Source organism: Streptomyces azureus (assembly GCF_001270025.1).
GTDB classification, from domain to species: Bacteria; Actinomycetota; Actinomycetes; order Streptomycetales; family Streptomycetaceae; genus Streptomyces; species Streptomyces azureus.
Map to the genome: position 1 here is coordinate 19,237 of NZ_DF968288.1, position 11,581 is coordinate 30,817.

General features: G+C 71.0%; 12 protein-coding genes and 1 pseudogene. 5 read left to right on the top strand and 8 right to left on the bottom strand.

Going from position 1 to position 11,581, the window contains the following annotated elements; genetic code table 11:
* Positions 1-5 precede the first annotated feature (5 nt).
* From AOQ53_RS18365 to AOQ53_RS18390, 6 genes are all read right to left on the bottom strand, one after another.
* Positions 6-1,592 (bottom strand): ABC transporter substrate-binding protein, encoded by a 1,587-nt coding sequence (locus tag AOQ53_RS18365; RefSeq protein ID WP_059418648.1) that lies wholly within the window; start codon positions 1,590-1,592, stop codon positions 6-8.
* Positions 1,593-1,791: 199 nt separating this feature from the next.
* The gene (locus tag AOQ53_RS18370; RefSeq protein ID WP_059418651.1) at positions 1,792-2,550 is read right to left on the bottom strand and encodes an SDR family oxidoreductase; all 759 of its coding nucleotides are present in this window, start codon (positions 2,548-2,550) and stop codon (positions 1,792-1,794) included.
* A 13-nt stretch (positions 2,551-2,563) separates the two neighbouring features.
* Positions 2,564-3,325, bottom strand: a complete 762-nt coding sequence (gene fabG / locus AOQ53_RS18375; RefSeq protein ID WP_059418653.1) for a 3-oxoacyl-ACP reductase FabG — start codon at positions 3,323-3,325, stop codon at positions 2,564-2,566.
* 296 nt (positions 3,326-3,621) lie between these two features.
* Entirely contained in the window at positions 3,622-4,035 is a 414-nt protein-coding gene (locus AOQ53_RS18380; protein ID WP_059418655.1) for a DUF3037 domain-containing protein, read from the bottom strand.
* Positions 4,032-4,787, bottom strand: a complete 756-nt coding sequence (locus AOQ53_RS18385; protein WP_059418657.1) for a HipA family kinase — start codon at positions 4,785-4,787, stop codon at positions 4,032-4,034. The genes AOQ53_RS18380 and AOQ53_RS18385 overlap by 4 nt, the downstream gene beginning before the upstream one ends.
* Before the next feature lie 928 nt (positions 4,788-5,715).
* Positions 5,716-6,207, bottom strand: a complete 492-nt coding sequence (locus AOQ53_RS18390) for an SPW repeat protein (protein ID WP_236711723.1) — start codon at positions 6,205-6,207, stop codon at positions 5,716-5,718.
* 509 nt (positions 6,208-6,716) lie between these two features.
* Here AOQ53_RS18390 and AOQ53_RS18395 point away from each other — a divergent pair.
* The 3 genes and pseudogenes from AOQ53_RS18395 (at position 6,717) to AOQ53_RS18405 (ending at position 8,152) form a co-directional block, all read left to right on the top strand.
* On the top strand, positions 6,717-7,028 hold the full coding sequence (locus AOQ53_RS18395) for a GAF domain-containing protein (RefSeq protein ID WP_148640349.1): 312 nt from the start codon (positions 6,717-6,719) through the stop codon (positions 7,026-7,028).
* Between the two features lie 158 nt (positions 7,029-7,186).
* Positions 7,187-7,306: pseudogene (locus tag AOQ53_RS43635) on the top strand (hypothetical protein); the annotation flags it as partial.
* Positions 7,307-7,663: 357 nt separating this feature from the next.
* A complete protein-coding gene (locus AOQ53_RS18405) occupies positions 7,664-8,152 on the top strand; it encodes a Rieske (2Fe-2S) protein (RefSeq protein WP_059418665.1) in 489 nt (162 codons plus the stop codon).
* Here AOQ53_RS18405 and AOQ53_RS18410 read toward each other — a convergent pair.
* The gene (locus AOQ53_RS18410) at positions 8,139-8,789 is read right to left on the bottom strand and encodes an isochorismatase family protein (RefSeq protein ID WP_059418667.1); all 651 of its coding nucleotides are present in this window, start codon (positions 8,787-8,789) and stop codon (positions 8,139-8,141) included. The two genes, AOQ53_RS18405 and AOQ53_RS18410, sit on opposite strands and share 14 nt — an antisense overlap.
* A gap of 136 nt (positions 8,790-8,925) precedes the next feature.
* On the opposite strand from AOQ53_RS18410, the gene AOQ53_RS18415 reads away from it, so the two are divergent.
* Positions 8,926-9,396, top strand: a complete 471-nt coding sequence (locus tag AOQ53_RS18415; protein ID WP_059418669.1) for a pyridoxamine 5'-phosphate oxidase family protein — start codon at positions 8,926-8,928, stop codon at positions 9,394-9,396.
* Between the two features lie 63 nt (positions 9,397-9,459).
* Here AOQ53_RS18415 and AOQ53_RS18420 read toward each other — a convergent pair whose 3' ends face one another.
* Positions 9,460-10,362, bottom strand: coding sequence for a LysR family transcriptional regulator (locus tag AOQ53_RS18420; RefSeq protein WP_059418671.1), 903 nt, complete (start codon positions 10,360-10,362; stop codon positions 9,460-9,462).
* A 75-nt stretch (positions 10,363-10,437) separates the two neighbouring features.
* Here AOQ53_RS18420 and AOQ53_RS18425 point away from each other — a divergent pair, with 75 nt between their 5' ends.
* On the top strand, positions 10,438-11,376 hold the full coding sequence (locus AOQ53_RS18425; protein WP_059418672.1) for a DMT family transporter: 939 nt from the start codon (positions 10,438-10,440) through the stop codon (positions 11,374-11,376).
* The last annotated feature ends 205 nt before the right edge of the window (positions 11,377-11,581 follow it).

Consider the following 11,581-nt stretch of genomic DNA (forward strand, 5'->3'; position numbering starts at 1 on the left):
CCCGCCTACCAGGCGGTCTTGCGGTGCAGCTCCCACATCATCATGATCGTCGACGGGTCCATGGCCCGCTCCGCGCCCGAGATGTCCCGGCTCGCCGCCACGTACTGCCTGCCCTGCCACAGCGGCAGCAGCCGCGCGTCGTCCACGAGGATCCGCTGGGCCTCCTCGAACTCCTTCTCCACGTTCGCGCGGTCGCTCTCGCGGCGCGACCGGGGCAGCAGGTCGCCGGTGATCTCGGGCGCCGGGTAGGGCGTACCGAGGGCGTTCTGCTCGCCGACGAACGGCGCGATGAAGTTCTCGGCGTCCGGGAAGTCGGGGAACCAGCCACGCCCGAACACCGGGTACTCCCCCTTCTGGTAGCCCTCGACGTACGTCTTCCAGGGGCGGCTCTTGAGGGTGATCGCGAACAGGCCGGAGTCCTCGAGCTGGCGCTCCAGCTCCTTGAACTCCGCGGCGGTCTCGGAGCCGTAGCGGTCGCTCGTGTACCAGAAGGTGAGCGGGACCCGCTGGTTGATGCCCGCCTCGGTGAGGATCTTGCGGGCCTTGCCGACGTCCGGGTCGCCGTAGTCGTCGAAGAAGCCCGTCGTGTGACCGGTGAGGCCCTTGGGGACCATGGAGTACAGCGGGTCGACGGTGTCCTTGTAGACCTTGTGGGCGATCGCCGCCCGGTCGACGACCTGCGCGATGGCCTGGCGTACGGCCTTGCGTTTCGCCCAGGGGTCCTTCGGGTTGAACACCAGGTAGTTGATGTCGGTGCCGGTGCCCTCGACGAGCTGGATCTCCTTCTCGTTGGAGGTCTTGCTCTGGAGATCGACGACGTCGCCGGCGGCCAGACCGCGGTAGGTCACGTCGATCTGCTCGTCCCGCAGGGCCTTGACCATGGCGCCGGAGTCCTGGAAGTAGCGGATGGTCACCGCGTCGTTCCGGCGCTCGGCGTAGCCCTTGTAACCGTCGTTGCGCACGAGGACGGCTTCCTTGCCGTCCTCGTACGAGTCGAGGCTGTACGGCCCGGAACCGACGACGTCGGTGCCCTTGCGCAGTGAGTTCTCCGGGTAGGCGGCCGGCGAGACGATCGACATGGCGGGGGTGGCGAGCACGAACGGGAAGGTCGCGTCCGGCTTGTTGAGGTGGAAGATCACCTCGCGGTCGTTCGGCGCCTGGACCCGTTCGAGGCTGCCGAGCAGACCGGCGGGGCCGCCGTTGACGTTGATCTTGCGGATCCGGTCGAACGAGTACTTCACGGCCCGGGCGTCGAGCGCCTCGCCGTTGGAGAACTCAAGGCCCTCGCGCAGCTCGCAGCGGTACACCTGGTTCGAGGAGTCGCTGAAGCCGCACTGCTCGGCGGCGTCCGGCTGGGGCTCGCTCGCGCCGGTCTGATAGCTCAGGAGCGTCTGGTAGACGTTGCGGAACAGCTCCCAGGAGCTGTCCCACGAGGCGGCAGGGTCGAGCGTGCTGGGGGCACTGGTGGTGCCCACGACGATCGGCCCTTCGTCCTCCGGAGTGTCGGACGACAGCACGCCGCATCCGGCGACCAGGGACGATATGGACGCGATGGCCGCCACCCGCCGCAGGCATCGGTTCCGGTTGAACACGCGCACGCTCCTCGATCTGCCATACCAAGGGTCGGCAGACCATACCGCAGTGCTGCGCCCGCTGACCCGCCCCGGGGCATGACTCCTTGATCGATAAACCTTTGACGACGTTGTCATCGCCCTTTGCCGTGCCTTTACGCGCGCACGGGCACCGCCTGCGGGAAGGGGGCGCCCGTGCCGAGCCGCGTACGCGCCGGTGTCAGCCCGTGCCGGCGTTGAGGAAGATGCCGCCGTCCACGACGAGCGTCTGGCCGGTGACCCAGTCGGACTGCCCGGAGGTGAGGAACGCGGCCGCACCGCCGATGTCGGAGGGCACGCCGAGCCTGCCGAGCGGGTAGGCCGCGGCGGCCTCCTCCTCCCGGCCCTCGTACAGGGCCTGGGCGAACTTCGTCTTCACGACAGCCGGGGCGATCGCGTTGACCCGCACCTTGGGCGCGAACTCGTGCGCGAGCTGCACCGTCAGGTTGATCATCGCCGCCTTGCTGACGCCGTACGCGCCGATGAACGGCGAGGGCGAGAGGCCGGCGACGGAGGCGATGTTGACGATCGCGCCGCCGTTGTCCTTCTGCCAGGCGTGCCAGGTCCTCTGGGCGAAGCCCAGAGCCGAGACGACGTTGGTCTCGAAGACCTTGCGGGCGACGTTCAGGTCGAGGTCGGCGATCGGCCCGAAGACCGGGTTCGTCCCGGCGTTGTTGACCAGGAAGTCGACGCGGCCGAAGGCCTCCATCGTGCGCTCGACGGCGGTGGCCTGGTGGGCCTCGTCGTGCGCCTTGCCCGCCACGTAGATCACGCGGTCGGAGCCGAGCCGCTCGACGGCCTCCTTGAGGGCGTCCTCGTTGCGGCCCGTGATGCACACGCGGTCGCCGCGTGCGACGAGCGCCTCGGCGACGCCGTAGCCGATGCCGCGGCTGGCGCCCGTGACGAGGGCGGCCTTGCCGGAAAGTTCCACGGAAGTCATGTCTGCCGTCCCTTTAGTCGAGCGGTCCGCCGGCCACGTACAGCACCTGGCCGGAGACGAACCCGGCCGCCTCGCCCGTGAAGAAGGCGATGGCGTTGGCGATGTCCTCCGGCTCACCGACGCGCGCCACCGGGATCTGGGTGGCGGCGGCAGCCTTGAAGTCCTCGAAGCCCATGCCGACGCGGTCGGCGGTGGCCTTGGTCATCTCGGTGGCGATGAAGCCGGGGGCGACGGCGTTGGCGGTGACGCCGAACTTGCCGAGTTCCTTGGCGAGGGTCTTGGTGAAGCCCTGGAGCCCGGCCTTGGCGGCCGAGTAGTTGACCTGCCCGCGGTTGCCCAGCGCCGAGGACGACGACAGGTTGACGATCCGGCCGAATCCCGCGTCCACCATGTGCTTCTGGCAGGCCTTGGACATCAGGAAGGCGCCGCGCAGGTGCACGTTCATGACGGTGTCCCAGTCGGAGACGCTCATCTTGAACAGCAGGTTGTCGCGCAGCACGCCCGCGTTGTTGACCAGGATCGTCGGCGCGCCCAGCTCCTCGGCGATCCGCGCGACGGCCGCCTCGACCTGCGCCTCGTCCGAGACGTCGCAGCCGACCGCGATGGCCTTGCCGCCGGCGGCGGTGATCTTCTCGACGGTGTCCTTGCAGGCGGCTTCGTCGAGGTCGAGCACGGCGACCGCGCGGCCCTCGGCGGCCAGTCGTACGGCGGTGGCGGCGCCGATCCCGCGCGCGGCACCGGTGACGACGGCGACCCGCTGCTCAGTGGTGGACATGACTGGTTCTCCTCAGGTGTCTCAGGTGAGCGACCGCTTAGTACCTTCAGTGGAGGTGACGCTAGAAGCCTTGGCACGCGGTGTCAACGGCCGGGCTCGGCATGTGATCCATTCCCCGCGCCCACGATGCGCGCCGGGACGCACTCGTCCGTCACCCGGGCCCCTCGAGCCCTCTCCGGCCACTCGATCGGACTACGGCTGCGCGCCACCGCGTCATCGACGAGGACCAGGGCCCGGCCGACGGCATCGCATGTGGGGTGCTGCCTCGCCGAGGCGGTCACAGCTGGGGCGGGCGGTCATCGCACCAGCAGGTCCAGCAGCCGCTCCGGCTCCGACGCCGGGTCCGTGGTCAGGCCGGTGTGGACGGGACCGGGCCGGACGATCGTCGAGCGAGGGGCGACGAGCCAGCGGAAGCGGCGGCCGGGGGTGTCGCCCTCTGCCTGGCCGGCCGCGGGACCGCCCGCGCACATGCCCTCCACGGCCCGCAGCGCGGCGCGGACGCCGGCCACGTCGGCCCCGGGGTCGAGGGCCAGCAGGCGGGCTTCGTCGAGGTGGGTGCGGGCGCCGACGTAGGACTCGGCGCGGCAGTAGACGAGCACCCCGGCGTTGATGCACTCGCCGCGCTCGACGCGCGGGACGACGCGCAGGACGGCGTACTCGTAGATCTGGCGGTCGCGCGTCCCGCCCTTGATGATGTGCCGGTCGCTCACTTGATCCCCTGGATGCGGTCGTGGATGACGGCGGCCCGTGCGAGCAGCGGCCGCGCGTAGGCCTGCCTCAGGTCGTCCGGCGTGCCGAAGCCGGGCTCGCCCGTCAGCCAGGCGTCCGGGATCTGCGCGGTGACGTCGGCGAGCAGTTCCTCGGTGACCCGGGGCGCCAACTCGGCCGCCGCGGCGGCGACATCGGGCGCGAAGGGCGCCAGGGCATGGTCGGAGGCGTCGTACGGGCGGGCCGCGGAGGCCTCCGCGCCGGGCCAGTTGTGGTGCCAGATCATGGTCGCCCCGTGGTCGACGAGCCACAGCTCGCCCCGCCACATCAGCAGGTTGGGGTTGCGCCAGGACCGGTCGACGTTGTTGACCAGCGCGTCGAACCAGACGATCCGCCCGGCCTCCTCGACAGTCACCGCGAAGGCGAGCGGGTCGAAGCCGAGCGCGCCGGAGAGGAAGTCCATGCCGAGGTTGGTGCCGCCGCTGGACCTGAGCAGGCTCTGCACCTCCTGGTCGGGTTCGCCGAGCCCCAGCTCCGCGTCGAGCTCGACCGTGACCAGGCGTGGCACCCGCAGCCCCAGCCGGCGGGCGAGTTCCCCGCAGACCACCTCGGCGACGAGCGTCTTGCGCCCCTGTCCCGCGCCGGTGAACTTCAGGACGTACGTCCCGGAGTCGTCGGCCTCGACGAGTCCCGGCAGCGAACCGCCCTCACGCAGGGGCGTGATGTAGCGGGTCGCGGTGACCTCTTTCAGCATTTCCCAGGCCACCCATCTCTTCAACCTTGCAATCCACGACCACCATGGAGGGGCGTAGCAGCGGGAATCGCCCGTCAACGGCCCTGGGGAGAATCCGGGGAGTTCCGACCGGCATGCGGTTCTCCCTGCTTCCCGAGCAGTCCGTCGATGGCGGCTCGCCCTTTGCTTCCGGCCTCTGGCATGAAGTGAGCATAGTAACCAAGGGTGATCGCGGGCGAGGTGCCCGAGCCACGTCGCTGACCTCGGGCGGCTCGTCAACTCCAGGCGACGCCCGGCCTCGTCGGTCTCGGCAGCCAACTCGGCTGTGTACTGGTTGACGTCGGCTTCCGGGGCGGCGGCGAGCATCCGGTCCCCGGATCAGAACGGGCGGCGGGTGGCCGTGGGTTGACCCAGCTCAAGGTCCCCGAGGCGAGGTCGAGGTCGGCCAGCACGCCGGCGTAGCAGCTGTGGTGGGACCGCTCGAGCAGGGCAGCTTCGATGGCGGCGCCCGCTTCGGCGAGGCCGCCGCCGCGGCGGCGACAGCGGTGGCTGCGACAGGCGGCGATGGCCGGATTCGCGGTCAGCGCCCTGCCGTCGGAGCACGCCTGCGGCGGCATCAGGGGCCACCGCGTCGCGGCGGAGGGGCTCATCGGCTGGTGTGCGGGGCAGGCGGGCACAGGAGCCGCTGTAGCCGCGCGCTTGGGCACCAGCAGCAGTCCCCCGTAGGGATGCGAGGTCCTGCATCGCCTCACGTCCGGGTCATCAGCGGCAGCCGTGGAGGACGGAGACCGCTGGTGGAACGGCCGGGTTCGGCGGCGCGCCTTCCACCACCCACGCGGACACTGTGCGCCCGTGCGGACCGACCGCAGGCGTCGCGGCCCAGAGCGTGGGCGACCTGTTGGCCGGCGCATGAGCCGCACCGGCCAACAGGGTCCGCCGCAGGGTGCTCCTAGGCGGCCCCTCCGGGACCGGGCATCCCGCGGTCGCCCACCGTTGACCGTGGCGAGCGGTCCGCGCGGGCGGCGGCGCTGGCTGCCAGGGCCAGCAGCAGGGCGACCGCACCCACGATGATGTTGTTGACGACACTCCTCGTCGTGCTGACGTCACCTGCGATCACCCACGGGGCGAAGATGGTCCACACACCGAGGGCGCAGGCCGCCCACGCCATGCTGTGTGTGCGCTCGTAGGCCCGGCCGAAGCCGCCGCTCATCAGGAGGGCGTACGCGATCCCGACGATCACGTTGGTGACGGCCAGCCTGGAGAGATTGTCGAACCCCGCGATCCACGGCGACGCCGCCAGGTAGATGCCGGTGAGGAAGGCAAAGGTCTCGACGGCCTGTGCCCGGGGTGTGGTCGCTGCGCGTTCGGCCATCTCGTGGCGGGAGCGCATCTCGACGATGTCGGGGTGCGTCTCCATGGATGGCCGGGGGGAAGTGGTCATTCCTGTCACCTCCCAGGTGGCAGATCGATGTCCTGGCAAGAACGAGTACCCAGGCCGCACGAACGAACCGTCCCACTTGCCGGCGACCTTGGCACCGGGTGGAGGTCTGAGCCGCAGGTGGTGCCCGCGATCAACCGTACGATCACGTCCTGCTCGTTGCGCAGGACGGCCGACCCGGCAGAAAACGACCGCAGGGGAATGACCGCAGGCGACGGAGCCGCGGCGGCGTTGTCACGGCCAGGTGGGGTACTCCGCCGACACCGCTCCTCATCGGCAGACGGTGAATCGGCACACGGCGAAGACACCTCCCCGGCAGAGCCCTGGGGTCACCGGGTTCCGCGTGTGCGCAGCCGGCCGTCCGCCCGCCCTCCCGTCTGTGCCGGGTCAGCGGAGGGCCGGATGACGGCGAAGCCGTATAGGCGGCGCGGCTGGTCGCGGAAGCCGCAGCGAAGGCACCCGCCGAGGAGGTTCCACGGCGGGTGTGCGGGGCGGTGTGCGCAGGGCTGGGCATGGACGGCACCACCCTTTCGCTGCTCACCGACACCCCTTCCCGCCAGTTTCTCGCCGCCTCGGACGACGCGCCGCTCCTGCTGGAGGAGATCCAGTTCACCGTGCTGGAAGGCCCCTGCATCAGCGCCGCGCACTCCGGTGAACCCATGGCGGTGAACGACCTGCGTGAGGAGCTGACGCCTTGGCCCCTCTCCGGTGCGACCATGCGCGAGAAGCTGCCGCAGGTGGCGCCGGTGTACGCGCCCCCGTTTTCTTCGGCGACTACGTCCTGGGAACGGTCGACCTGCTGGCGCTTCGTTCCCACGCTCTGAGCAAGGAGGCCCTGGAGCAGGCGTCTCACGTGGCCGATGCCGTGGCGGCCGCCCTCCTGCCGACCCGCGAGATGATCATCACCGGGGCCCAGGCACCGACCTGAGAGCCGGAAGAGGCCGTCCGCGCCCACTGGTTCGACACCGCGCGTGCCGTCGGCGCCCTGGTGACCCGGCGGAGGCTCACACCCGAGAACGCGCTCGCCCTCATGCGCGCCGAAGCCTTCCGCACCGGCAAGTCACTGTCGGACATCACCGGGGATGTCCTGCGCGGCCCGTGAGCCCGGCAACGGCCGGTACGAGGTCATGACGACTTCTTCGGGTCCTTGTCGCCGAACAGGCTGCGCGGCATCCCTGCCGCGAAGCCGACGCACACGGCGCACGCGCCGGCCGCGCGCTCTCACACCGCTCTCACCGACTGTACGGACCGGCCCGGACGGCCCTCGCGCAGCGGCGCGATGAAACGGGTCGCTCGGCGACGGCCTCGCGGCGGCGGCCCGGAACCCGACAGCGAACCGACAGCTCCGCTTTACCCATGTCCTTCCGCGAACCGGTCAGGATTTCGACATGGTCTGAACAGCCGGTCCCCAAGGGCCGTACCTCTCGGCAGATCAGGAATCCCCGGAAGGAACGTCAGCATGACCAGCGAATCAGTTCAGCCGAAGTCGGGGCCGAGCCGCCGCACCCTCGTGGCGGCGGTGGGCGCGGCAGGGCTCACCGTGGCGCTGACGGCGTGCGGCTCGGAGGACGAGGCGCCCGATCCGTCCACCGGACAGGGCGCCGCTGGCGGCGGCGCGTCGAACGAAGGGGGCGGCTCGTCCACCGGAGCGGGAGCCGGTGGGGCGGTTCTCGCGAAGACCGCCGACATTCCCGAAGGAAGCGGCAAGATCTTCAAGGACGAGAAGGTCGTCGTCTCGCAGCCGACCGCGGGCGACTACAAGGCCTTCTCGACGATCTGCACCCACCGGGACTGTCCGATGGTGGACCTCAAGGACGACATCATCTCCTGCACCTGCCACGGCAGCCGGTTCTCCGTCCTCGACGGCAGTGTGAAGAAGGGGCCGGCGGTCGAACCGCTGGCGGCCAAGCAGATCAGCGTGGAAGGCGACTCGATCACGCTCGCCTGATCCCGCGCGGGCGCGTGAGACATGCCAGCACCTCGTCCGTGGTCGCGACCGTGGCGACCAACGCGAGGGTGTGGCGGATCATCACGGGGGTGTAGTCCGAGGGCACCCCTGCGATGGCGTCCGCCGGAACGACGGCGGTGTAGCCGCGGTTCACGGCGTCGAACACGGCGTTGGGAACGGCCACGTTGGCCGAGACCCCGGTGACGATCAGCGTGCGGCAGCCGAGGTTGCGCAGCAACGGGTCGACATCGGTGCCCTGGAGGGGCGACAGCCCGTGCAGGCGCCGTACGACGAGGTCCTCGTCGGCGACCTCGATCGGGGCCGCGACCCGCACCGCCCGAGTGCCGGACAGCTGCTGGACGGGCAGGCGTTCGGCGGCCCGGAACAGGCGGGCGTTGCGGCTGGCCCCGCGGCCGTCGGGGCGGCGCTCGGCGATGGCGTGGACGACCTGGACGCCGCCTTCGTGGGCGGCGGCCACCAGTCGCGCGACGTTGGCGAGCACCCCGCCTGCGCGGACCCCCTCGGCGAGTTGGGGCAGAGCGCTGTCCACTCCGACGACGCCCTCCTGGCACTCGACGGTGAGCAGCACGGTGGTCCGCGGATCGAGGAGTTCGCTGAGCTCTGCGTGCGCGGGCACGGTTCCCCCTGGGCGCCGGCGGCTGGGCGCGTGAGCGTAACCACCATTGCGCATGGACGGAAGAGAACACATCCTTTTCTGACGTGATGTCAGAGGATCTCCTCTGACACGACGTGAGAGAAGAAAGAGGGGGAGCATGACCGTCACTCAGCAGCGCCGGGGCCGGAAGATCATGATGACGCCCGGCGAGCTGGACGATTTCCTCGCCACACAGCGCACCTGCCGGGTCGCCACGGTGTCGGCCGACGGCGCCCCGCATGTGAGCACGCTGTGGTTCGCCTGGGACGGCATCTCGATGTGGCTGTACTCGGTCGTGCGCAGCAAACGGTGGACCGACCTGCGGCGCGACCCGCGGGTGGCGATCGTGGTCGACACCGGCGAGGAGTACGACGAGCTGCGCGGCGTCGAACTGTCGGGCACCGTCGAGTTCGTGGGCGAGATCCCGCGCACCGGTGAGCTGCGCGCCGAACTCGACGTCCCGGAGACGCTGTTCGCCCGGAAGAACTTCGGCCTGGAGGAGATGCCGCACGACGGCCGGCACGCCTGGATGCGACTGACGCCGCAGAAGATCGTCTCCTGGGACTTCCGCAAGCTGGCGGCGCAGTAGGTGAGACGCGCCCGGCCCGGCGCGGGGCGGGGGGGGACCTCGGCGCCCGCCCCGGCCCGGGGCTCAGCCGAGGCTCTCCCCCGCCGCCTGGAGGGCCTTCACCGCGGCCCGGATCGACGGGCGGCGGTCGGCGTCCGCGCGCCAGACCACGTACACGTGCCGCCGGACCCGCTGTCTGACTGGGACGGTCACGACCCCCGCGGGCACGGGGCGGCGGCCCAGCAGCGGGGCGACGCACACACCGAGGCCCGCGGCGACCAGCGCGAGCTGGGTGTGGGTCTCGGCGGCACGGTGGCCCACGAGCGGCTCGATGCCCTTCGAGCGGAGCGTGAACATCAGCCACTCGTGGCAGAACTCGCCCTCGCCCCAGGTGATCCACTCGTCGTCGGCGAACTCCGCGAGGTCCACCTCGTCACGCCCGGCGAGCCGGTGGTCCGCGGGCATCGCCACATCGGCGGGGTCGTCCATGATCGGCGCCTTGACCAGGCCGTCGGGCAGGGCCATCGGCTTGTTGTACCAGTCGAGGACCACGGCGAGGTCGAGGTCGCCGCGCACCACCCCGGCGAGGGCGGCCTCCGGTTCCAGCTCGCGGGAGCGCAGCCGGAGCGCGGGATGCCGCTCGCGCAGCGCGGACAGCGCGAGCGGGAACAGACCGCGGGCGGCCGTCGGGAACGCCGAGAGTCTCAGCTCGCCGACGACCTGTCCACGCTGCGCCTCCAGGTCGGACTGGGCGAGCTCGACCTGGGAGAGGATGCGCGCTGCGTGCTCGGCGAGCAGCCGGCCCGCGTCGGTGAGCCGCACGCCCCGGCCGTTCTTGGCGAGGAGCTGCTGGCCGACCTCCCGCTCCAGCTTGGACATCTGCTGGGAGACGGCGGACGTCGTGATGTGCAGCCCCTCGGCCGCGCCACTGACCGAGCCGTGCCGGGCTAGGGCGTCGAGGGTACGCAAGCGCTCCAGGTTCAACATGTAAGCAATGCTACGCAATACCCGGCGCGAAATCTCGATTGTGCTACGAAGTCCCTGTCCGCCATCGTGGTCCCCATGAGCACCGTCACCACCCCCCGCCAGGTCACCACCGCCTCGGGCGACCGCCCCCGTCGCCGTCTCGACTGGCGTCTCCGCTTCGCCGCCCTGTCCCTGATCTGGGGCTTCAGCTTCCTCCTCATCAAGGTGGGCACCGAGGGGTACGCGCCCTTCCAGGTCACGCTCGGGAGGCTGGTGTTCGGTACGGCGGTGCTGGCCGCCGCGATGGCGGTGCGCCGCGAGCGGCTGCCGCGCGGGGCGCGCACCTGGGGGCATCTGACGGTCGCCGCGTTCCTGCTGAACGCCCTGCCGTTCTCGCTGTTCGCGTACGCCGAGCTGACCATCCCGTCCACGCTGGCGGGCATCTGCAACGCGACCTCGCCGCTGTGGGGCATGGCGCTGTCCCTGGTCGCCCTGTCGGAGGACCGCCCCACCCGGGTCCGGGTCGCCGGACTGGGGCTCGGCTTCCTCGGAGTGCTCACGGTGCTGGGCGCCTGGCAGGGCTTCCACGGCCTGGACACCACCGGCACGGCACTGGCCCTGCTGGCCTCCCTCAGCTACCCGATCGGCTGGATCTACGTCCGGCGCACCCTGGCAGGCACCAGCCACTCGCACCTGTCGATGACCGGCGCGCAGTTGCTGCTCGCCACGGTCCAACTGGCCGTCGTCACCCCGCTGTTCACGACCCTGCCCACCAGCCTGCCCGTCGGGCCGCTGCTGGCGATCGCCGCCCTGGGCGCACTGGGCACGGGCCTCGCCGTCCTCCTCCAGTACGGCCTGGTCGCCGAGGTCGGGCCGACGACCGCCCAGATGGTCACGTACTTCATCCCGGTCATCGCCACGGCCGCGGGCGTCGCACTCCTCGGCGAGTCGCTCACGTGGTCGACACCGGTCGGGGCGGCGATCGTCCTGATCGGCGCGGCACTTACGCAGGTCCGGCCGAAAACTCGAGCGTAGAGGTCGGGCCAGGGCATCCGGTGTGGGGGGTCCGCCAGGGCTCAGTCGTAGAGGCCCGGCCAGGGCCTCGGACGTGGCGGGGCCGACCGGCACCTCCGACTTGAGGGGGCGGCGAACGCCTCGGACGTAGCAGTCCGGCGGACCCCTCAGACTCGGCGGGTCCGGCCAACCCCTCCAACTCGGAGATCCAGCGAACGCCTCGGAC

Coding starts and splice junctions, on each gene's coding strand:
- AOQ53_RS18395 (WP_148640349.1), top strand. CDS start 6,717: ATGGACGGCACCACCCTTTCGCTGCTCACCGACACCCCTTCCCGCCAG.
- AOQ53_RS18420 (WP_059418671.1), bottom strand. CDS start 10,362: ATGTTGAACCTGGAGCGCTTGCGTACCCTCGACGCCCTAGCCCGGCAC.
- AOQ53_RS18405 (WP_059418665.1), top strand. CDS start 7,664: ATGACCAGCGAATCAGTTCAGCCGAAGTCGGGGCCGAGCCGCCGCACC.
- AOQ53_RS18415 (WP_059418669.1), top strand. CDS start 8,926: ATGACCGTCACTCAGCAGCGCCGGGGCCGGAAGATCATGATGACGCCC.
- AOQ53_RS18425 (WP_059418672.1), top strand. CDS start 10,438: ATGAGCACCGTCACCACCCCCCGCCAGGTCACCACCGCCTCGGGCGAC.
- AOQ53_RS18370 (WP_059418651.1), bottom strand. CDS start 2,550: ATGACTTCCGTGGAACTTTCCGGCAAGGCCGCCCTCGTCACGGGCGCC.
- AOQ53_RS18385 (WP_059418657.1), bottom strand. CDS start 4,787: ATGCTGAAAGAGGTCACCGCGACCCGCTACATCACGCCCCTGCGTGAG.
- fabG (WP_059418653.1), bottom strand. CDS start 3,325: ATGTCCACCACTGAGCAGCGGGTCGCCGTCGTCACCGGTGCCGCGCGC.
- AOQ53_RS18390 (WP_236711723.1), bottom strand. CDS start 6,207: ATGACCACTTCCCCCCGGCCATCCATGGAGACGCACCCCGACATCGTC.